The sequence below is a fragment of the Phenylobacterium sp. genome (assembly GCF_035539035.1).
In the GTDB taxonomy this organism is placed as follows: domain Bacteria; phylum Pseudomonadota; class Alphaproteobacteria; order Caulobacterales; family Caulobacteraceae; genus Phenylobacterium.
Map to the genome: position 1 here is coordinate 148,205 of NZ_DATLJI010000012.1, position 20,321 is coordinate 168,525.

The 20,321-nt window shown below is 71.5% G+C and carries 22 protein-coding genes and 1 pseudogene; 10 read left to right on the plus strand and 13 right to left on the minus strand.

All coding sequences use genetic code 11. The features are described from left to right. Window positions 1-36 precede the first annotated feature (36 nt). Window positions 37-1,491: a helicase HerA-like domain-containing protein gene (locus VM685_RS05995; protein ID WP_325459212.1), complete on the plus strand. Its 1,455-nt coding sequence runs from the start codon at window positions 37-39 to the stop codon at window positions 1,489-1,491. Between the two features lie 75 nt (window positions 1,492-1,566). Further along, entirely contained in the window at window positions 1,567-3,168 is a 1,602-nt protein-coding gene (locus tag VM685_RS06000) for a sialate O-acetylesterase (RefSeq protein ID WP_325459213.1), read from the plus strand. A 3-nt stretch (window positions 3,169-3,171) separates the two neighbouring features. Here the strand turns inward: VM685_RS06000 and VM685_RS06005 are convergent, their stop codons facing one another. Next, window positions 3,172-3,954, minus strand: coding sequence for an SDR family NAD(P)-dependent oxidoreductase (locus tag VM685_RS06005; RefSeq protein ID WP_325459214.1), 783 nt, complete (start codon window positions 3,952-3,954; stop codon window positions 3,172-3,174). A 57-nt stretch (window positions 3,955-4,011) separates the two neighbouring features. On the opposite strand from VM685_RS06005, the gene VM685_RS06010 reads away from it, so the two are divergent. After that, window positions 4,012-4,431, plus strand: a complete 420-nt coding sequence (locus VM685_RS06010) for a YkvA family protein (protein ID WP_325459215.1) — start codon at window positions 4,012-4,014, stop codon at window positions 4,429-4,431. On the opposite strand, the gene VM685_RS06015 is transcribed toward VM685_RS06010, so the two are convergent. The 3 genes from VM685_RS06015 to VM685_RS06025 all read right to left on the minus strand — a co-directional run bounded on the left by VM685_RS06015 (window position 4,428) and on the right by VM685_RS06025 (window position 7,398). Beyond that, the gene (locus tag VM685_RS06015) at window positions 4,428-5,342 is read right to left on the minus strand and encodes a DMT family transporter (RefSeq protein ID WP_325459216.1); all 915 of its coding nucleotides are present in this window, start codon (window positions 5,340-5,342) and stop codon (window positions 4,428-4,430) included. The two genes, VM685_RS06010 and VM685_RS06015, sit on opposite strands and share 4 nt — an antisense overlap. After that, complete coding sequence (locus VM685_RS06020; protein WP_325459217.1) at window positions 5,339-6,196, minus strand: SDR family oxidoreductase; 858 nt, start codon at window positions 6,194-6,196, stop codon at window positions 5,339-5,341. Before VM685_RS06020 ends, VM685_RS06015 begins: the two co-directional genes overlap by 4 nt. A gap of 200 nt (window positions 6,197-6,396) precedes the next feature. After that, a complete protein-coding gene (locus tag VM685_RS06025; protein ID WP_325459218.1) occupies window positions 6,397-7,398 on the minus strand; it encodes an NADPH:quinone oxidoreductase family protein in 1,002 nt (333 codons plus the stop codon). A gap of 137 nt (window positions 7,399-7,535) precedes the next feature. On the opposite strand from VM685_RS06025, the gene rlmN reads away from it, so the two are divergent. The 3 genes from rlmN to VM685_RS06040 all read left to right on the plus strand — a co-directional run bounded on the left by rlmN (window position 7,536) and on the right by VM685_RS06040 (window position 10,040). Beyond that, window positions 7,536-8,708, plus strand: coding sequence for a 23S rRNA (adenine(2503)-C(2))-methyltransferase RlmN (gene rlmN, locus VM685_RS06030; protein ID WP_325459219.1), 1,173 nt, complete (start codon window positions 7,536-7,538; stop codon window positions 8,706-8,708). 71 nt (window positions 8,709-8,779) lie between these two features. Continuing rightward, window positions 8,780-9,208 carry a DUF350 domain-containing protein gene (locus VM685_RS06035; RefSeq protein ID WP_325459220.1) on the plus strand — a complete coding sequence of 143 codons (429 nt, stop codon included), beginning with the start codon at window positions 8,780-8,782 and terminating at the stop codon, window positions 9,206-9,208. Window position 9,209: 1 nt separating this feature from the next. Beyond that, a complete protein-coding gene (locus VM685_RS06040; protein WP_325459221.1) occupies window positions 9,210-10,040 on the plus strand; it encodes a serine protease in 831 nt (276 codons plus the stop codon). On the opposite strand, the gene VM685_RS06045 is transcribed toward VM685_RS06040, so the two are convergent. The 4 genes from VM685_RS06045 to VM685_RS06060 are packed head-to-tail and all read right to left on the minus strand — an operon-like array spanning window position 10,037 to window position 13,934. Then, window positions 10,037-11,734 carry an AmpG family muropeptide MFS transporter gene (locus VM685_RS06045; RefSeq protein ID WP_325459222.1) on the minus strand — a complete coding sequence of 566 codons (1,698 nt, stop codon included), beginning with the start codon at window positions 11,732-11,734 and terminating at the stop codon, window positions 10,037-10,039. The two genes, VM685_RS06040 and VM685_RS06045, sit on opposite strands and share 4 nt — an antisense overlap. Window positions 11,735-11,769: 35 nt before the next feature. Further along, complete coding sequence (locus VM685_RS06050; RefSeq protein WP_325459223.1) at window positions 11,770-13,311, minus strand: response regulator; 1,542 nt, start codon at window positions 13,309-13,311, stop codon at window positions 11,770-11,772. A 56-nt stretch (window positions 13,312-13,367) separates the two neighbouring features. Further along, window positions 13,368-13,751, minus strand: a complete 384-nt coding sequence (locus VM685_RS06055; RefSeq protein WP_325459224.1) for a helix-turn-helix transcriptional regulator — start codon at window positions 13,749-13,751, stop codon at window positions 13,368-13,370. 30 nt (window positions 13,752-13,781) lie between these two features. After that, window positions 13,782-13,934: a hypothetical protein gene (locus VM685_RS06060; protein WP_325459225.1), complete on the minus strand. Its 153-nt coding sequence runs from the start codon at window positions 13,932-13,934 to the stop codon at window positions 13,782-13,784. On the opposite strand from VM685_RS06060, the pseudogene VM685_RS21015 reads away from it, so the two are divergent. The 4 genes and pseudogenes from VM685_RS21015 to VM685_RS06075 form a co-directional block, all read left to right on the plus strand. Beyond that, window positions 13,935-13,991 (plus strand): annotated as a pseudogene (locus tag VM685_RS21015) (hypothetical protein); the annotation flags it as partial. It abuts the gene before it with no gap. A gap of 172 nt (window positions 13,992-14,163) precedes the next feature. Further along, window positions 14,164-14,499: a hypothetical protein gene (locus VM685_RS06065; protein ID WP_325459226.1), complete on the plus strand. Its 336-nt coding sequence runs from the start codon at window positions 14,164-14,166 to the stop codon at window positions 14,497-14,499. A gap of 194 nt (window positions 14,500-14,693) precedes the next feature. Continuing rightward, window positions 14,694-15,050, plus strand: coding sequence for a hypothetical protein (locus VM685_RS06070; protein WP_325459227.1), 357 nt, complete (start codon window positions 14,694-14,696; stop codon window positions 15,048-15,050). A 110-nt stretch (window positions 15,051-15,160) separates the two neighbouring features. Next, window positions 15,161-15,580, plus strand: coding sequence for a hypothetical protein (locus VM685_RS06075; protein ID WP_325459228.1), 420 nt, complete (start codon window positions 15,161-15,163; stop codon window positions 15,578-15,580). Here the strand turns inward: VM685_RS06075 and VM685_RS06080 are convergent. From VM685_RS06080 to rsmI, 5 genes are all read right to left on the minus strand, one after another. Further along, a complete protein-coding gene (locus VM685_RS06080) occupies window positions 15,526-17,064 on the minus strand; it encodes a YifB family Mg chelatase-like AAA ATPase (RefSeq protein ID WP_325459229.1) in 1,539 nt (512 codons plus the stop codon). The two genes, VM685_RS06075 and VM685_RS06080, sit on opposite strands and share 55 nt — an antisense overlap. 138 nt (window positions 17,065-17,202) lie before the next feature. Beyond that, complete coding sequence (gene gshB, locus VM685_RS06085; RefSeq protein ID WP_325459230.1) at window positions 17,203-18,150, minus strand: glutathione synthase; 948 nt, start codon at window positions 18,148-18,150, stop codon at window positions 17,203-17,205. A gap of 54 nt (window positions 18,151-18,204) precedes the next feature. After that, window positions 18,205-19,020 (minus strand): transglutaminase family protein, encoded by an 816-nt coding sequence (locus VM685_RS06090; protein WP_325459231.1) that lies wholly within the window; start codon window positions 19,018-19,020, stop codon window positions 18,205-18,207. Between the two features lie 25 nt (window positions 19,021-19,045). After that, on the minus strand, window positions 19,046-19,420 hold the full coding sequence (locus VM685_RS06095) for a YraN family protein (protein ID WP_325459232.1): 375 nt from the start codon (window positions 19,418-19,420) through the stop codon (window positions 19,046-19,048). Continuing rightward, window positions 19,417-20,286 (minus strand): 16S rRNA (cytidine(1402)-2'-O)-methyltransferase, encoded by an 870-nt coding sequence (gene rsmI, locus VM685_RS06100; RefSeq protein ID WP_325459233.1) that lies wholly within the window; start codon window positions 20,284-20,286, stop codon window positions 19,417-19,419. Before rsmI ends, VM685_RS06095 begins: the two co-directional genes overlap by 4 nt. Between the last annotated feature and the right edge of the window lie 35 nt (window positions 20,287-20,321).

Here is a 20,321-nt window from a genome sequence, read left to right on the forward strand (position 1 = left end):
GGTAGCCTTCGCCTCCCTAGGGCAGAGGAGCTCCGCATGGCCGACGACGGCGTCCTGATCGGCATCGCCGACCACCACCCGCAGAGTCTGCGCCTCGACCGCGCGAACCGGCACGGCCTGGTGGCCGGCGCGACCGGCACCGGCAAGACGGTGACCCTGCAGGTGCTGGCCCAGGGCCTCTCCGACGCCGGGGTGCCAGTGTTCGCCGCGGACGTGAAGGGTGACCTGTCCGGCATCTGCCAGCCGGGCCAGCCCGGCGAGAAGATGCTGGCCCGGGCCGAGGCCATGGGGCTGACCCTGCAACCGGCCGGCGCGCCGGTGGTCTTCTGGGACCTGTTCGGGGAGCAGGGCCATCCGGTCCGCACCACCGTCTCCGAGATGGGCCCGCTGCTGATCGCCCGCATGCTCGAGCTGAACGAGGTGCAGGAAGGCGTGCTGACGGTGGTGTTCCGCGCCGCCGACGAGGAGGGCCTGCTGCTCCTGGACCTGAAGGACCTGCAGGCCGCCCTCACCTATGCCGCCGAGAACGCCAAGGCGCTGGGGGCCCGGTACGGCAACGTCTCCCCGGCCACCGTGGCGACCATCCAGCGCAAGCTCCTGATGCTGGAGGACCAGGGCGGGGCCAACCTGTTCGGCGAGCCGGCCCTGCAGCTCTCCGACCTGATGCGCACCGACGGCTCGGGCCGCGGCTATGTGAACCTGCTGGCCGCCGACCGGCTGATCGCCGCGCCCCGGCTCTACGCGACCTTCCTGCTCTGGCTGCTGTCGGAACTGTTCGAGGAGCTGCCGGAGGTGGGCGATCCGGAGAAGCCCCGGCTGGCCTTCTTCTTCGACGAGGCGCACCTGCTGTTCCGCGACGCGCCCAAGGCCCTGCTGGAGAAGGTGGAGCAGGTGGTGCGGCTGATCCGCTCCAAGGGCGTGGGCGTCTATTTCGTCACCCAGAACCCGGCCGATATTCCGGAGACCGTACTGGGCCAGCTCGGCAACCGGGTGCAGCACGCGCTGCGCGCCTACACGCCCGTGGAGCAGCGCGGCCTGCGCGCCGCCGCCGGCAGCTTCCGCGCCAACCCCGCCTTCGACACCGCCGAGGCCATCCAGGCGTTGGGCGTCGGCGAGGCCCTGGTCTCGGTGCTGGACGAGAAGGGCGCCCCGACCATGGTGGCCCGCACGCTCGTGCGTCCGCCGGTGTCGCGCCTGGGGCCGGTGACGCCCGCCGAGCGGGCGGCGGTCATGGCGGCCAGTCCCGTGCGCGGCCTCTACGACCAGCTCCGCGACCGCCAGTCGGCCTACGAGATGCTGCAGGCCAAGACGGTGGAGACGGCGGCCGCGCCGGAGCCTGCGGCCAAGCCTACGAGGGCCGCGCGCGAGAAGCCCTCGGAGCTGCAGTCCATGGGCGAGGCCTTCGCCAAGTCGATGCTGCGCAGCGTCGGCAGCCAGATCGGCCGCGAGATCATGCGCGGCCTGCTGGGCGGTGTCCGCCGGCGGCGCTGACGAACAACAAGGAACAACCGCACCCCCCCGCGAGTCTCCAGCCGGCAAGCAGGACCTTGCTGGGGAGTGCCGCTCTTGGCCTTTGTCGTCTTCGCCGGTCAGTCGAACACCGGCGGCGCCTATATGAACGCGTCCACGCTTCCGGCCGCCTGGAAGCCCGACCCGCTCACCCTGATCTGGGACCCTGACGACAAGGCCTGGGTCCAGATGCAGCCGGGCGTGAACACCGGCTTCGGCCAGATGCCCGACGCCTGGGGGCCCGAGGTGCAGTTCGCGCTCGCCTTCCGCGCCGCCCACCCGGATGAGGTACTGCGGATCGTGAAGTCCGCCTGGGGCGGCACGCGGCTGGATGTCGACCCCGGTGAGTGGCGCTACGACTGGTCGCCGCGCAGCGACAATGAGGTGTTCGACCTCACCACCCAGATGATCCGCGACGCCGGCGCGGCGGCCGGCGGGATCCGGCCGGAGGCGGTGTTCTGGGGACAGGGCGAGGAAGACGCGAACCACGCCGACACCGCGGCGGCCTATGACGAGAACCTGCCCGCGTTCTTCACGGCGGTCCGCACGGAATGGCTGCAGGACCCGGAAGGCAAGATCGGCTTCTTCCGCATCGGCGGCACGCCCACCTACGGGGCCGAGGTGCGCCACGCCCAGCTCGTCACCGACGAGGCCGACGCCCATGCGGTGAGCTTCGATTCCCGGCCATTCCCGCTGATGGGCGACAACGTCCACTTCACCGCCGAGGCCCACCGGATGTCCGGCGACGAGTTCTTCGCCCTCTATCGCGCCTTCCGCGCGGGCGGTGCGCCGGACGGCGGCGACGGCGGCCAGGTGCTGACCTCGGCGGGGCCCGGCGACGCCCTGGTGGGGGGAGCCGGCGCCGACACCCTGAACGCCAGCCGCGGCTCCGACGTGCTCACCGGCGGCGGCGGGGCCGACGTGTTCGCCTGGGCGGGGGAGCCGTGGTCGCCGGCCCGGGTCACCGACTTCGCGCCGGGCCAGGACCGGCTGGACCTCTCCGACCTGCTCGACGCGGCGGGCTATACGGGCTCCGACCCGATCGCCGACCGCTACGTCCTGCTGTTCGATGACGGCGAGGGCGGGACCAAGGTGCTGTTCGACGACGATGGGGCCGCCCAGGGTGGCGCCTGGCCCAACTGGATCATCCACCTGCAGGGAACGCCAGGCGCGGGGCTGACCTGGGCGCAGCTCTCCGGCGCGGGCGCGTCCCCGCCGCCGCCTCCGCCACCCCCGCCGCCGGGCGACGGCGGACAGCCGGGCGTGGTGCTGACCTCGAGCGGACCGGGCGCCGTGCTGACGGGCGGCGCCGGGAACGACACCCTGAACGCCAGCCGCGGTCCCGACCGGCTGACCGGCGGCGGCGGCGCGGACCGCTTCGTGTTCGGGGCCGAGCCGTGGGACCCGCCGCACATCACGGACTTCACGCCGGGCGCGGACCGGATCGACCTGCGCGCGCTGTTCGACGCCGCGGGTTACGCGGGAGCCGACCCTTTCGCGGACGGTTATCTAAGGCTGATCGACGACGGGGCGGGCGGGACCAAGGTGCTCTTCGACCGCGATGCGGCCGGGCCGGCCCCGCAGTGGGCCAACTACGTCATCCACCTGGAAGGAACGCCGCCGGGGCGCCTCGGCCCCGGCGACTGGATCTTCCAGTAGGTCTTAGCGCGGCGCCATGCGGATGGCGCCGTCCAGGCGGACGTCCTCGCCGTTGAAGTAGCCGCACTCGATCATGGTCAGCGCGAGCTGGGCGTACTCTTCCGGCTTGCCGAGCCGCTTGGGGAAGGGCACCGACGCGGCCAGGCCCTGCTTCACCGCTTCCGGCGCGAACTGCATCAGGGGCGTGTTGAAGATGCCCGGCAGGATGGTGTTCACGCGGATGCCGTCGCCCGACAGGTCACGGGCGATGGGCAGCGTCATGCCGACCACGCCGCCCTTGGAGGCGGAGTAGGCCGCCTGGCCCATCTGGCCGTCCTCGGCCGCGACGGAGGCCGTGTTGATGATCACGCCGCGCTCGCCGTCTTCCATCGGCTCCAGGTCCAGCATGCCCTTCGCCGACTTGGCGATGCAGCGGAAGGTGCCGACGAGGTTGATCTGGATGATGAAGTTGAAGGCATCCAGCGGGAAATGCTTGGTCTCGCCGGTGTTCTTGTCCCGGCTGGCGGTCTTGATGGCGTTGCCGGTGCCGGCGCAGTTCACCAGGATGCGCTCCTGGCCGTGCGCTTCGCGGGCCTTGGCGAAGGCCGCATCGACCTCTTCCTCGGAGGTGACGTTGCACTTGCAGAAGACGCCGCCGACTTCACCGGCCACCTTCTGGCCCTTCTCTTCGTTCATGTCGAAGATGGCGACCTTGACGCCCTTGGCGGCCAGGATCCGGACGGTGGCCTCGCCGAGGCCGGAGGCGCCGCCGGTGACGACCGCTGCGACGGATGAGTTGAGTTCCATGGACGCTTTGCTCCCGCTCCCGTTAGATGGGGTGACTTCAGCGAAGGCATTAGCCCGATGAGCGGAAGCGAAAAAGTGTCACCCGACGTCAACGGCTTCGATCCCCACGCGCCGCTGGATCCGAGCCGCGCGCTCGTGCCCTCCGTGGTGAAGCTGAACGAGCAGCGGGTGGCCCGCGGTTTCTGGCCGAAGATTCGCAAGGTGGCGGCCAAGGTGCCGTTCGCCGCCGAGGCGCTCAGCGTCTGGTACTGCGCGAAGGACGAGGAGACGCCGACCGCGGCCAAGGGGATGATGCTGGCGGCGCTGGCCTACTTCGTCCTGCCCACCGACGTGGTCCCCGACTTCATCGCGGGCCTCGGCTACACCGACGACGCGGCGGTCTTCGCGACCCTGATGACGCTCGTGGGGCGCAACCTGAAGCCCCGGCACCGGGAAGCGGCGAAACGCTCGATCCTGCGCCTGCGGCGGGACGACTAGGCCCGCTTGGCGAGCTGCTGCTCGCGCCAGGTGATGAACAGGGTCGAGCCCACCACGACGGCCGCGCCGGACAGCGTCCAGACGCTCGGGACCTCGTGGAACAGGAAGAAGCCGGCGGCCACCGTGAACACCAGCCGCGAATAGTCGATCGGGGCCATGGCCGCGGCGTCGCCGATCTGCATGCCCTTGATGTAGCAGCCCTGGGTGATGGTGCCGAAGACGCCCATCACCGCCAGCAGGGCGAGGTCGACGAGCGTCGGCCACTTCCAGTCGATGATCGCCCCCGGGATCGACAGCACCAGGCCCAGGGTCACCGCCCAGACCAGCAGGACCGTGGGGGAGTGGTCCCGCGTCATCACCTTCATGCCGGTGATGGTGAGCGCGAACAGGAAGGACGAGGCCAGCATGGCGAGCGCCGGCAGGCCGATGGCGAACTCGCCGCCGGCCCCGGGGCGGACCATCAGCAGCACGCCGAGGAAGCCCACGAGCGCCGCGCCGATCCGCAAGGGGCCGACCTTCTCGCGGACCACGAAGGCGGCGAGCGGCACGAGCCAAAGCGTGCGCGTGAACGACAGGGCGTTGGCGTCGGCCAGCGGCATCTTCTGGAACGCGTAGAAGGAGAGGATCAGGCCCACCGTTCCCGCCGCCGAGCGGAAGAACAGTATGCCCGGCCGGGTCGTGCGGTAGGCCGCCCGCCCCTGCCTCAGGATCAGGGGCAGGAGGACCAGGAAGCCGGCGAGCTGGCGGTAGAAGGTCTGCAGCGCCGCCGAATAGTCCCCGCCCAGGTACTTGATGAGCGTCATCATCACCGTGAAGCCCACGGCGGAGGCGAGCATCCACAGCGCGCCGTGGACGTTGGGGGCCAGCCCCCGGCGCGGCTTGGCTGGGGCCAGGCCCGGCTCGTCGGTCATTCGCCGGCGGGCTGCGGCGCGAACTCTCCAAAGAGCTCGAGGAACGGCGACTGGGCGGCCACGTCCCAGGCGTGGCGGCCGCCCACGGTGATGCCGCCGTCGACCACCAGGTGCGTGCCGGAGACGAAGGCCGAGGCTTCGGAGGCCAGGTAGAGCGCAGCCTGGGCGATGTCGTCGGGCATGCCGGCCTTGGGCACGGGCTGGACCCGGGGCGCGAACTCCACGACGCGGGCGGCCATCTGGTCGGCCACCTCGCGCGGCAGGCCCAGCGAGGCGCCGAAGATCGAGGTGGCGATCAGGCCCGGGCAGATGGCGTTCACCCGGATCTTCTGCGGCGAGAGCTGGGCGGCGGCGACCTTGCTCATGTGGATCACCGCGGCCTTGGCCGAGGAGTAGGCGATCGGGCCCCAGCCCGCCTGCAGGCCGGCGATGGAGGCGGTGTTGATGATCGAGCCGCCGCCGCGCTCCAGCATCAGGGGCACGGCGTGCTTCATGCCGAGCGCCGGCCCGCGCACCAGGACGTCGTAGATCCAGGTCCAGCGCTCCGCCTCGATCTCGGGGATGGTGCGCATGGCGTCGGAGATGCCGGCGTTGTTGAACAGGATGTCGAGGCCGCCGAACTCCGCCTTGGCCAGCTGCATGGCCGCGGCGATCTCGTCCTCGACCGTCACGTCGCAGCGCGCGTAGCGCAGGCGGCCGGGGAACCGCTTCTCCAGCATGACGCCCTTCTCGTCCTGGATGTCGGCGGCGACCACGCGGGCGCCCTCCGCCAGGAACAGCTCCACCGTGCCCAGGCCGATCCCCGAGACGCCGCCGGTGATGACGGCGACCTTGCCTTCCAGACGTCCAGCCATACGGCCCTCTCCCCGTGTTCTTTGGTTATCGGCGTTCAGTAGCGCAAACCCTCTCCCCTTGGGAGAGGGAAGGGTGAGGGCGGCGGAGGACGTCGGCGTGGCGCTCTGGAGGGGTCGGCGCGACCCGGCCCCTCGGCGGCTCTGGACCCAGAGTCCGAGCCGCCCTCACCCCAACCCTCTCCCCATGGGAGAGGGAGAAACTAGTCGATGGTGACCACGACCTTGCCCATGGCCTTGCGGCTGGCGAGGTGGCGGATGGCGTCGGCGGCGCGCTCGAGCGGGAAGCGTTCGGAGACGTACGGCTTGATCTTGCCGTCCTCGTAGAGCTTCAGCAGCTCCTGCACGCTCTGCTGGTGGCGCTGCGGGTTCTTGCCCACCCAGGACCCCCAGAAGACGCCGACGATGTCGCAGCCCTTCAGGAGCGCGAGGTTCAGCGGGATCTTCGGGATGTCGCCGGCGGCGAAGCCCACCACCAGGTACTTGCCCTCCCAGGCGATGGAACGCAGCGCGGGCTCGGCGTAGTCGCCGCCGATGGCGTCGTAGATCACGTCGGCGCCGTTCGGCTGGGTGGCGTCCTTGAAGAGGGCCGCCAGCTCCTTCTGGCCGTCGCGGTCGAAGGGCCCGCGGCCGTAGACCACGCCGCCGTCCGCGCCGTGGCGGCGGCAGAGCTCGACCTTCTCCTCCGAGGAGGCCGCCGCGATCACCCGCGCGCCCATCACCTTGCCGAGCTCGACGGCCGCGAGGCCGACGCCGCCGGCCGCGCCCAGCACCAGCAGGGTCTGCCCCGGCTGCAGGTCGGCCCGGTCCTTCAGGGCGTGGTAGCTCGTGCCGTAGGTCATGATGAAGGCCGCCGCGTCGTCGAACGGCATGGAGTCGGGGATCTTCACCAGCCGGGCCGCCTCGAGCGCCAGCTCCTCGGCCATGCCGCCCCAGCCGGTGTTGCCCAGCACCCGGTCGCCCGGCTTCACATGGGTCACGCCCTCGCCGACCGACTTGACGATCCCGGCGATCTCGCCGCCCGGCGCGAACGGCCGCTGCGGCTTGAACTGGTACTTGTCCTCGATGATCAGCACGTCGGGGAAGTTCACCCCCACCGCCTTCACCTCCACCACCGCGAAGCCCGGCTTCGCCTCGGGCGAGGGCACGTCCTCCAGCACGAGGCTGTCGGGTCCGCCGACTTCCTTGCTGAGCAGCGCTTTCATGGGACGTCCCTCCGGTGCGGTCTGATTGAGCGGGCGACGCTATCCCAGTCGAACGGATGTTTGAAGTGTCGCCCGGGAGCGATTTGGTAAGCGGACGCCCGTCACCTATATTCCGCGGCCTCCAGAAGGACTTTCCCTTGGGCGTGACCCTCGACCTCTCGCGCGCGCCGGCCCAGCCGCTCGCGCCGTCGCTGACGAACCTCACCGGCCTGTCGCGGGCCGAGCTCGCCCTGGCCCTGGTCGAGGCCGACGTCGTGCGCCCGGAGAAGGCGAAGATGCGCGCCAGCCAGCTCTGGCGCTGGATGCACCACTACGGCGTCACCGATTTCGCGCAGATGACCGATGTGGCCAAGGAGACCCGCGCGGCGCTCGCCGAGAAGTTCTCCCTCACGCGGCCCGAAGTGGTGGAACGGCAGGTGTCGAAGGACGGCACCCGCAAGTGGCTGATCCGCATGGCGCCGGGGATCGAGGTCGAAACCGTCTACATCCCCGACGTGGGCCGGGCGGGCGCCCTGTGCGTGTCGAGCCAGGTGGGCTGCACGCTGAACTGCACCTTCTGCCACACGGGCACCCAGGCCCTGGTGCGCAATCTGACGGCCGCGGAGATCGTGGCCCAGGTGCAGGTGGCCCGCGACGACCTCGGCGAATGGCCGTCGCCCAAGGAGGACCGCCGGCTCTCCAACATCGTCTTCATGGGCATGGGCGAGCCGCTCTACAACCTCGACCACGTGGCGAGCGCCATCGACATCATCGCCGACAACGAGGGCATCGCCATCTCGCGGCGGCGGATCACCGTCTCCACGTCGGGCGTGGTCCCGCAGCTCGAGGCGCTGGGGACCAAGACCCAGGCCATGCTGGCAATCTCCCTGCACGCCACCAACGATGAGCTGCGCGAGAAGCTGGTGCCGCTCAACAGGAAGTACCCGCTGCAGGAGCTGATGGCCGCGATCCGGGCTTATCCCGGCCTGTCCAACGCCCGGCGGGTGACCTTCGAGTACGTGATGCTGAAGGGCGTCAACGACAGCCCGGCCGAGGCCAAGGCGCTGGTCCAGCTGCTGCGCGGCATCCCGGCCAAGATCAACCTGATCCCGTTCAACCCGTGGCCCGGGACCGAGTACGAGTGCTCGGACTGGAAGACCATCGAGGCCTTCGCCGCGATCCTGAACCGCGCCGGCTACGCCTCGCCGATCCGCACGCCGCGGGGCCGGGACATCCTGGCCGCCTGCGGCCAGCTGAAGAGCGAGAGCGAGAAGCTGCGCGCCAGCGCCCGCCGCAAGATCGCCGAGACCGATCCCGGCGAGGCTGCGTAACTGCGTCCACTGCCCTAAGCCCGGGCAGCCGTGCTATGGGGGCGGCAGTAGTCGAGGGGCCGGCGTCACACATGCCTACACCGATCCAGTCGCCTGAGATCCAGGCGTTCGCGCAGGGCTTTCCGATCACCCTGCTGCACGCCGGCGTCACCGTGCTCATCCTGCTGGCGGCCGCGACGCTCTATGTGCTGCTGACCCCGCACCGGGAGATCACCCTGATCCGCGAGGGCAACACCGCCGCGGCGGTGTCCCTGGGCGGCGTTCTGGTCGGCCTGGCCGTGCCGCTGGGCGTGTCGCTGAACGCGTCGACCAACCTCATCGAGATCGGCCTCTGGGGCGTGGCCACGGTGATCGTCCAGCTGCTGGTCTTCCGCCTGGTGGACATCGTGCTGCGCGGCCTGCCGCGGCGGATCCAGGACGGCGAGATGTCGGCCGCCGCCATGCTGGTGGGGGCCAAGCTCGCCACCGCCATCATCATCGGAGCCGCGGTCTCGGGCTGACATGCATTTCCCCCGGCTTCCCGACTGGCTGATCTACGCCTGCGTGGTGGTGGCGCTGCTGATCGCCGCCGTGGGCCGGCAGGAGCGCGCCGACGCGCCCGAGCCGCCGCCGCCGGCGCCGGAGGTCGAGGGCGAGGTTCTCGGCCCCGCCTCGCCGTTCGACCCCTCGGTGGTCGTCGACGTGCCGGACGAGGCCGGTCCGGCCACCGGCACCGCCTTCTCCATCGCCGAATCGGGCGTCTGGCTGACCGCCCGCCACGTGGTGGACGGCTGCGGGACCACGGCCATCGTCGTCGGCGACGGGCGCGGCGTGGCCGCCCGCGTCAGCATCGACCCGCGCGGCGAGGCCGCGATCCTGACCACCGACGGCGGCGCGCCGTCCCTGCCCCTGGCGCTGGCCACCGAGCTGCACCGCGGCGCGCGCGCCTATCACCCCGGCTATCCGCAGGGCGAGCCCGGCGAGGCGACCTCCAAGCTGATCGGCCGCGAGACCCTGGTGGTGCGCGGCCGCGGCGCCCGTTCCGAGCCGGTGCTGGTCTGGGCCGAGACCGGGCGGACGGAGGGCCTGCGCGGCACGCTGGGCGGCCTCTCCGGCGCGCCCGCCCTGGACGGTCAGGGCCGGGTGATCGGCGTCACCATCGCGGAGAGCCCCCGCCGGGGCCGGATCTACACCACGGCGCCTGAGACGGTGGAGGCGACGCTGGCCAGCACGCGCCGTCGCTATGCGGGCTCCCCGGCCGCGCCGGCCATCACGCCCGACAACTACTTCCGGGTCGCCGACAGCCTGCGCCGCGACCTGCGCGTGGCCCAGGTGGTCTGCCTCAGCGCCTAGGGCTCCGCGGCGGGCTTCGGCTGCCGGGCCGCGACGATGAAGGCCAGGACGATGGCCACGACGCCGATCACCGCCGAGTAGAGGAAGAAGACGACGTAGCCTGAGCCCAGGGCCGCGGGCGTCACCGCCGACTTCGCCGCGCCTTGCGCATAGGCCTCCGGCGGCAGGGCGGTGAACAGGCCCTTGAGCGGGGCGAACACCCCACCGGCGTCGGCGCCGGCCGCCGAGCTTTCCACGATCCGCCCGGACTGCGAGGCGATCAGCTTGCCCGGCAGGGCGTAGAGCGAGGAGAACAGGGCGTACTGGGTCGCGGTGAACCCGGCCGAGGTCAGGCTCGACATGTAGGCGATCAGGCAGGTGCCGGAGAAGCCGGAGGCCACGTTGTCGACGCCGATGGCGATGAACAGGGCCGGCAGGTCCGCGCCCTGCAGGGCGAGCCAGGCGAACACCAGGTTGGACAGGGGCCCTGCGAAGGCCCCGACCACCAGCGCGCGCATCAGCCCGAGCTGGGCCACCGCCCAGCCGCCGAGCCCGACGCCGAAGACGGTCATGATCACGCCGAACACCTTCCGCACCTCGGCGATCTCGGTCTTCGAATAGCCGAGGTCGGCATAGAACGGGTTCATGATGTTCAGCACGAAGTCCGACAGCCGGTAGACGCAGATCAGAGCCAGGATCAGGGCCGCCACCCCGCGGTAGCGCACGAAGAAGTCCCGCAGCGGATCGCCCAGCGCCGCGGCGAGATAGACACCCGGCCGGGTGCGGACGCCCGGCAGGGGGCAGGCGGCGAGGACGATGATCCCCAGGCCGAGCGCGACCGCGACGAGCTGGGCGTAGACCCCCTGCGGCTTCATCTCCCACAGCGCCGTCAGGGCTTCGCCCGCGCCGGTCATCCCGAGGCCGCCGAGCACGCTCGCCAGCACAGAGGCGTTGGCGGCCAGGCCGGAGCCGAGGACGAGGGCGCCGACGGCGAACAGCGCCAGCCGGGCCAGCCATTCGGGAATCTCCAGCGCGGGCCGGGACGGCGTGCCTTCGGCGTGGATCGGGCGGACGATGTGCTCCTTCTCCTTCGGCGCGGCGAGTGCGCCGCCGACGCCCACCGCCATGAGGGCTGCCATCACGGCGTAGGAGATGTTCCAGTTGAACTGTTCGGCCAGGATCAGCGGCGCGGCGCCCGCGGTGATCATGGCGATCCGGTAGCCCCACTGGTAGGCGGCCGCCATGGCGCCCTGCTTCTCCACGGAAGCCGCCTCGATGCGCCAGGCGTCGATCACGATGTCCTGGGTCGCGGCCGTGAAGCCGACGAAGACCGCGAAGGCGGCCATCAGGCCAAGACTGGCCGCCGGGTTGGTCCCGGAGATCAGCCACAGGCCGAACATCACCAAAAGCTGGGTGGCGATCATCCAGGAGCGGCGGTGGCCGAGCCAGCGGGTGAGTAGGGGGACGCGGGTGCGGTCCACCAGCGGCGCCCAGAGGAACTTCATGGAATAGGCCAGCGTCGCCAGGGCGAAGACCGAGATCACGCTGAGCGACAGGCCCGCCTCGCGCAGCCACAGCGACAGGGTGTCGAAGATCAGCAGATTGGGCAGGCCGGAGGCGAAGCCCAGCGCCAGCATCACCAGCGCGCGTCGTTCGAAGAAGACCCGGACGCCGGCCAGCGCTCCTTTGCGGGGCTCAGTGGCTTCGGCGCTCATTCAAGTCTCCGCTGCGAACGCCCCCGCGCCCGTCGTCAGCCCCGGACCTTGGCGCGCGCCGCGAATTCCGTCCAGCCGCCGCGGGTCCATCGCGTCAACGCGGCGCGCAGGGCGTCCGGCGACAGCGGCTTCACCAGGAAGTCGTCCATGCCGGCGGCCAGGCAGGCCTGGCGGTCGTCGTCGAAGGCGTTGGCGGTGAGCGCCACGATCGGCGTGCGCAGGCCGTCGGCCCGCAGCCGCCGCGAGGTCTCCTCGCCGGAGAGGCCGGGCATGCGCATGTCCATCAGGATCAGGTCGTAGGCGGTCACCTTGACCGCCGAGAGCGCCTCGGATCCGTCGATGGCGTGGTCCACCTCGCAGCCCTCGCGGGTGAGCAGGGCCTTGGCCAGCAGGGCGTTGATCGGATTGTCCTCCACCAGGAGGATGCGGGCGCCGGGGGCGGCGGCCTCGGCGATCCGCTCGTCCTCGGGCGCGGCCGCGGCCTCGGTTTCGACGCCGGCGGCGATCAGCACCCGTTCGGCCAGCGAGGCGCGGCGCAGCGGCTTGATCAGGTAGCCCGCGAAGCCCGCCTTCCGGTAGCGGTCCATGCGGTCGCGCTCCTCCGGCGCGAGCAGGACGATCGACGGCCGGCGCTCGACCTTCTTGAGGATCGCGCCCTCGTCGGCGAGCGCGTGGTCCAGCAGCAGGACGTCGCCCGGCTTGGTGCGCTGCGCGAGGCCCGCCACGTCGGGCGCGCTCACGGCGCGGCCGCCGCAGGCCTGCACCTGCCGCCGTGCGGCGTCGCGCGCGACCGGGTTGGGCGAGGCGATTCCGACGGTTCGGCCGGCCAGGGGCGCGGCGTCGCCGGCCGCCGAGACGCTCGGGAAGGCGGCCTCGAACCAGAAGAGCGCGCCGCCGCCGCGGGATTTGTCCACGCCCACGTCGCCGTCCATCGCCTGCGCCAGCCGGCGGGCGATGGCGAGGCCGAGGCCCGCGCCGCCGACGTCGGCGTGGCCGACCTCGGTCTGGGTGAACGCCTCGAAGATGCGGTCCCGGTCGTGCGCGGCGACGCCCGGGCCGGTGTCCTCGACCGTGAACCGGACGCGTCCGCCCTCGACCGGCGTGGCGCTCAGCAGGACGCCGCCCTCGGGCGTGAACTTCACGGCGTTGCCGGCGAAGTTGAGCAGGACCTGGCGCACGCGGCTCTCGTCGGCGCGGATGCGGCCGGCGTCGGCCGGCGCGGCCCAGGCGATCTCCAGGCCCTTCTCGCGGGCCCTGGGCGACAGCAGTTCGCAAACGCCCTGCAACAGGGCCTCCACGTCGACCGGAGAGGGATGGAGATCGACTGCGCCCTCGCCCAGTTTGGCGAAGTCGAGCACGTCGTTGACCAGGTTGAGCAGGTGCTCGCCGCTCTCGCGCAAGGCGGCGGCGTAGGCGCGCTGCTCGGCGGTCAGCTGGGTGCCCTCCAGCAGCCGCGCCATGCCCAGCACGCCGTTGAGGGGCGTGCGGAACTCGTGACTCAGGGAGGCGAGCTGCTCGGCGCTGATGTGCGTCCGCTTGGGACGCCGGGTCGACAGGGGGCGGGGCGGTCGGCGCATCGGGCGCCTGTTATCGCGCCAACCCTTTAACGTGAGGTCAAACGCCGCAGGGCCGATCAGCGACCCGAGGCCATCTCGCGTGCGAGCGCCACCAGGGCGGCGCGGGCGCGGCCGTCGGGAATGCCGTCGAACGCCTGCAGCAGCTCCAGCGCGCCCGGCCTGGCGAGCGCACGGAACACCTCGTCGTCGTCCTCGCGCGTCCCGCCGTCCTCGCCCACCAGCCAGGCGACCGTGGTGCTGAGCGCCTGGGCCGTGGCGATCAGGGTCGAGGCGGCGACGCGGTTCGCGCCGCGCTCGTATTTCTGGACCTGCTGGAACGAGACGCCCAGCGCATGGGCGAGGTCGGATTGGGAAAGGCCGAGCTGCCGGCGCCGCGCACGGATCCGGCCTCCGATCGCCAGCTCCAGGGCGGCCGTGCGGCCGGCGTCCTTGGGTTGCATTGCAACGCCTCCCGTGACGGGAGAATAACCTTAACGGCAAAAGGCTTTCGCCTTAAAGTAGACGCCGTCCGAAAGCCGTCGTTTACTCATTTTCCCATGCCGCCACGCGCCGACATCGCCCAGGATCCCGTCGAGCTGCTTACGCAGCGCGAGCGCGAATGCCTGCGCCTCGTCGACCAGCATCTGAGCTCCAAGCAGATCGCCCGCGAGCTCGGCATGTCGAAGACCTCCGTCGACACCTACTGCGACCGGGCCCGCCGCAAGCTCGGCGTCCCCGACCGCTACGAGGCGGCCCGGCTGCTGCGCGGCCACGACGTTAACCCTGTCCTGATCGCGTCAGGACACGACACGATCAGGACAGACGGCAGCCCCGAAGCTTGGCTCGATGAGCCGGCAACGAGGGAGGCGGCCTATGGGCGACTGGCAGAACTTCGACAACCGCGCGGTGATCGGCCGGGCGCTGAGACTGCGCCGGGAGATCGACGACTTCGAAGCCCGCTGGCCGACGCCGGCGACGCGGGACGAGGGGATTCCGGGCTTCACCTGGGATCAGCTGGAACGGCAGCTCGTCGACCTGGCGGCGACGCCGCAACAGGCTTCGATGGCCCGGCACCTGGTGTCCGCGACCCGCAAGCTGGCGCCTTTCAAGCCTTCCGAGATGGTCCTGCGGGAAATCCTCTGCATGACCTGGGTTCTCCTCGACGAGAACTTCAAGCCCGAGCCCGAGGGGTCGGCCGAAATGATCTGAGCCCCGTCGCCCGTATCGGGGCGATCGTCGGCGTCGCGATCATCACCGCCCTGGCCTTCGGGGCGATGCTGGCCGGTCTCCACGCGCTCCAGGATCTGGCGACGAATTTCGTCCGGGCCTGAACGGTCCCGAAACCATAACCCTGCTATCCAATTCGCCCGCGCCCGGCAGAAGGCGCGTGCAGGAGACATCTCATGCTCAAACAACGTCGTATGGTGGCGGAAAAAATCGCCGGTGCGCTCTTCGAGGCCGAGGCGGCCATCGACGCGGCCATCGCCAAGACCGCTACGCTCACCGGCGTCATGCCGTCGCTCCGCCGGGAAGCCGGCGCCTCGGCCCTGATCGGCCAGGACGCCGTCGAACGCGCCAGCCAGGCCATCATGGCGCTCGCCGAGGCCCGCCGGGCGATCGTCGAGACCCACAAGGAGCTCAGCATCGCCCAGGGCCAGATCGGACTCGGCGCGGTGGCGATCGGCGACGACATGGGCGACAAGCCTGCGCCGACCGCTGGTTCGGCCCGTCGCGCCCTCCGCGCCGTCTCGGCCGCCTGAGGCGCGGCGTCCGGGTTTTCCCGGCCCGACAAACCTGCCACCCTGGCTCAGCACTCTTCGGAGCCTCGGACAGGTTGGTGTCGATACCCCATTGGGTCTGGCTCGCCGTGATGTCGGCGATTCTCGGGGCCGCTCTGTGGAAGGGCGGCCCCGATGAACGTTTTGCGGCAGTCGCCTTCCTGGCCGCCTGGGCCGCGACCGTGGTGTTCCGCGACGACCAGCGGAACAACCCGCAGTGGGGGATACTGTTCGCCGATATCGGACTCTTCGTGGCCCTTGTCGTGCTGGTCCTGAGAACAGACCGGTTCTGGCCCATCTGGATGGCCGGTTTCGAGCTGCTCAGCGTCATCACGCACGCAGGCCGTATCGTGGATCGGAACGTCGGCGCCTGGGCTTACATCACGGCCGGTCAGATCTGGGGGTATCTCACCCTGTTCGCCCTCGCCTGGGGAACATGGGCCGCCTGGCGCGAGCGTCAACTCATCGACAAGGCCGACCCCGCCAGGGCCGCCGGCGCCACCCGCCGGTAGATCAGGGCCTCGGCCACGTGGACGCGGCGGACCGCGTCGGAGCCTTCCAGGTCGGCGATGGTGCGCGCCAGCCTGAGGGTGCGCGTCCAGCCCCGGGCGGTCAGGCCGCCGGTCTCCGCCGCCCGGGCGAGCAGGGCGCGGGCCGGGGCGTCGAGGGCGGCGATCTTCTCCAGCCAGTCCCCGTCGGCGAGCGCGTTCAGCACCGGCGTCTCGGCGCCTTCCGCCCGGCCCGCCTGCAGCCCGCGGGCCCGCATCACCCGGGCCGAGGCCTCGGGGGTGCCCTCGGCCGGCGGCGGCAGGGCGAGGTCGGCCGGCGTCACCGGCGGGACCTCCACCTGCAGGTCGATGCGGTCCATCAGCGGGCCGGAGATCTTCGCCTGGTAGCTGGTCTGGCAGAGCGGCGCGCGCCCGCAGGCGCCGCGGCCCGCGCCGCCGTGGCCGCAGCGGCAGGGGTTCATCGCCGCCACCAGCTGCACGCGGGCGGGATAGCGCACGTGGGCGTTGGCCCGGGCGACGATCACCTCCCCCGTTTCCAGGGGCTGGCGCAGCGAATCCAGCGCCTGGGCGCCGAACTCCGGCAGCTCGTCGAGGAACAGCACGCCGTTGTGCGCGAGGGAGACCTCGCCGGGCTTGGCCTTCAGCCCGCCGCCGGTGAGCGCCGCCATGCTCGCGGAGTGGTGGGGCGCGCGGAACGGCCGGGCGCGGGTGAGCTGGCCCTTCGCGATCAGCCCCGCCACGGAGTGGATCATGGACGTCTCGAGCAGCTCCTCCGAGGTGAGCGGCGGCAGGAGGCCCGGCAGCCGCTGGGCCATCATCGACTTGCCGGAGCCCGGCGGCCCCACGAACAGGAGGTTGTGGCCGCCGGCCGCGGCGATCTCCAGCGCCCGCTTGGCGTTCTCCTGGCCCTTCACGTCGCGCAGGTCGGGGACGCGTTCGCCGTCCAGCATGGGCCCGGGCTTCGGCGGCGACAGCACCTGGGTCCCGCGGAAGTGGTTGACGAGGGCGATGAGGGAGGGCGCCGCCAGGATGCGGGTCTCGCCCGCCCAGGCCGCCTCCGCCCCGCAGGCCTCCGGGCAGATCAGGCCCAGCCCCATGCCGCCGGCCGCCACCGCCGCGGGCAGGGCGCCGGCCACGGCGGTGATCCGTCCGTCCAGCGACAGCTCGCCCACCGCGGCCCAGTCGGCGAGCGCCTCGGGCGGTATGACCCCCATCCCGGCCATGATCGCGAGCGCGATTGGCAGGTCGTAGTGCGAGCCTTCCTTGGGCAGGTCCGCCGGGGCGAGGTTGGCGATGATCCGACGCGCAGGCAGGGCGAGGCCCAGCCCTGCGAAGGCGGCGCGCACGCGCTCCCGGCTCTCCGAGATCGCTTTGTCGCCCATGCCGACCAGGATGAAGTTCTTTTCCCCGCCGGTGAACTGGACCTGCACGTCGACGCGCATCGCCTCGACGCCCCGGAACGCCACCGTCACCACCCGCGCGGCCATGACCCCAGCCCTTGTGCCTGGACAGAGTTTATCCACAAGGCCTCGCACATGGCGAAGGCTGGATCAAGAACAAATGTAGAACATAGGGGGAAAGCGTAACCGCGCCGTGACAAACGCCAGCGGAGTTATCCCCGCAAGCTAAGCCGTAGCGCGGAGGGTTTCAATCCGTTCCCAGAGCACTTCGGCCGCATCGACGCCGGTGAAGCGCTTCAGCGCCACCGCGCCCGTGGGCGAGGTGACATTGATCTCGGTGAGCCACTCGCCGATCACGTCGATGCCGACGAACAGCAGGCCGCGGGCCTTCAGCTCAGGGCCGATCGTGGCGCAGATCTCCCGGTCGCGGGCGGTCAGTTCGACGGCCTCGGCCTTGCCGCCGACGGCGAGGTTGGACCGGATCTGGCCCTTCGCCGGCACTCGGTTGATGGCCCCCACCGGCTCGCCGTCGACCAGCAGGATGCGCTTGTCGCCCTTCACCACGCCGGGCAGGAACTTCTGGACGATCACCGGCTCTCGGTCGATCTGGGCGTGCAGCTCCAGCATGGCGTCGATGTTGGGATCGTCCGCCAGGTGACGGGTGACGCCGGAGCCGCCGCGGCCGTTCAGCGGCTTCATGACGATGTCGCCGTGCCGGGCCCGGAAGTCGTAGATCGCCTCGCGGTCCGCGGTGATCAGGGTCGGCGGCTGCAGGCCAGGGAATTTGGTGACGAACAGCTTCTCCGGGGCGTTCCTCACCTCCACCGGATTGTTCACCACCAGGGTCTTCGGGTGCACGGCCTCCAGGAAGAAGGTCGTGTCGATGTAGTGCATGTCGAAGGGCGGATCCTGGCGCAGCAGGACGACGTCGAACTCGGTGAGCTCCGCCTTCCGGAAGTCCGACAGGGTGGCGTGGCCGCCCGTCACCCGCTGCACCGTCACGTCCCGGCCGCGGGCGAAGACGCGGCCGTCCTCCATGGCCAGGGTGTCGGTGGTGTAGACGAAGAGGCTGTGCCCGCGGGCCTGGGCGTTCTCCATCATCAGGAAGGTGGTGTCGCCCTCGATGTTGATCCCCTCGATGGGATCCATCTGCACCGCAACCTTCAGCGACATCGCGCCCCTCCCGACAGCTCAGGTGAGGGAAATAGGCGGTGCGGGGGACGGGCGCTAGTTCAGCCTGAGGCGGACCCGCTCGCGCTGGGCGCGGGCGGCGAGCGCCGCGCCGCCGTCCAGGGTGGTGGCGCGGGCCAGCGCCTCCAGGGCGCCGGCGAGAGCGCCCTGGCCCTCGCGGGCGGCGGCCACGTCCAGCCAGGGGCGGTGGTCGGCGGGATCCAACAGGGCCCGGCGCAGGGCGGCGCGCTCGGCCCGGGGGAAGTCGCGCACGGCCGAGGCCCGGGCGTAGATGGTGTTCTGCAGGCGGACGAGCACCGCCCGGTCGCTGACCGGCGCCATCAGACGGTCCAGCCGGTCGGCGACGTTGGGGGTGAGGCCCGCGTGCAGGGCCCGCCGGGTCAGTTCCGAGGGCAGGACCACCCGGCCCTCCGAGAACGGATCGAGCGCCAGCGGCCCCTCCTCCGTCTCGATCCGCAGCAGGAAGTGGCCCGGGAAGTCGACCCCCTGCACGGTCAGGCCGGAGCGGCGGGCGGCGTGCAGGTAGAAGACCCCCAACGCCACGGCCAGGCCCTTGCGCCGCTCGGCCACCGCGATGATGTCGGCGTTGCCGGGATCCTCGTAGGTGAAGAGGTCGCCGCCCAGCCGCAGGTCCCCGGCCATGGCCTCGGCCAGCGCCTCCTCGGCGCTCTCGCGCTTCAGCCGCTGGGACAGCCGCTCCACGGCGGCGGCGCCCATGTCGCGGGCTACCTGTGGATCACGGGTCGGGTCCTCGTGGATGGCGCAGGCGATCGCCGCCTCGAGGAGCGGGAAATCGCCGTCCGTCGCGGCCCCGGCGTCCAGCAGGAAATCCTCGGCGTCCTCTCGCGTCATCGGCAACCCGTCCGCGGCGCCCCCGTCAGGCGCCCTTCCATGCGTCCGGAATATGCACAGGAAGCCGCTTCGGTGCGAGCGCCACCAGGTCGAGACGAACCGTCGCATCCGCCAGCGCCGGCCGCCGCGCCGCGATCAGCGCCCCCGCCCGCCGCAGACGGTCGCGCTGGTCGAAGGTCACGGTCTCCAGCGCGTTGGCGAGGCTGGTGCGGCGCTTGACCTCCACCACCGCCAAGGTCCGGCCCCGCAGCGCCAGGAGGTCGATCTCGGCGATCGGGGTCTTCAGGCGGAAGCCCAGGATCCGGTAGCCCTTCAGCATCAGCCAGATGGCCGCCACCACCTCGCCCCGCCGGCCCGACAGCCGCGCCGCCGCGCCGCGGGTCGAGCGGACCTGGCTCACTTGCCGGCCCTCATCTCCATGGCCCGCCGATAGAGGTCGCGGCGAGAGAGGCCCAGCGCCCTGGCCACCTCGGCGGCGGCGTCGGCGGGCTTCAGGCGGGTGAGCGCGTCGGCCAGCGCCGTATCGGCGTCGGCGGCGCTCGCCTCCGCCTCGCGTCCGGGTCCGACCAGGACGACGATCTCGCCCTTCGGGGCCTCGAAGCGCGGATCGGCGGCGAGCTCCGACAGCCGCCCGCGGATCACCGTCTCGTAGAGCTTGGTCAGCTCCCGGCAGACCACCGCCTCCCGGTCGCCCAGCACCGCGGCCATGTCGGCGAGGCTGGCCGCCAGCCGCGAGCCGCCCTCGAAGAAGACCAGGGTGGCGCGCACGGCGGCCAGCTCCTCCAGGAAGGTGCGCCGTGCGGCGCTCTTCGACGGCGGGAAGCCCGCGAACAGGAAGCGGTCGGTGGGAAGTCCGGCCACGGACAGTCCGGCAAGCAGGGCGGAGGCCCCGGGGATCGGGAACACCGGGAATCCCGCCTCGGCCGCGGCCTTCACCAGCCGGTAGCCGGGGTCGGAGACCAGCGGGGTGCCGGCGTCGGACACCAGCGCGACGCGCTTCCCCTCGGCCAGGGCGGCCATGGCCTTGGGCCGCGTGCGCTCCGCGCCATGCTCGTCGTAGCGCTCCAGCTTTGCCGACAATCCGTAGGCGGAGAGCAGCTTGCCGGCCACCCGGGTGTCCTCGGCGAGCACCAGGTCCGCGGCGTGCAGCACGTCCAGCGCCCGGAGCGTGATGTCGCGCAGATTGCCGATCGGGGTCGCCACCACATAGAGGCCCGGCGCCAGCGGCGCGTCATCGAGGGCGGGCGGAGGGAAGGCTCGGGCCATGGCGGAGGGTTCGCCGCTCGCGCGTCGAAAGGCAA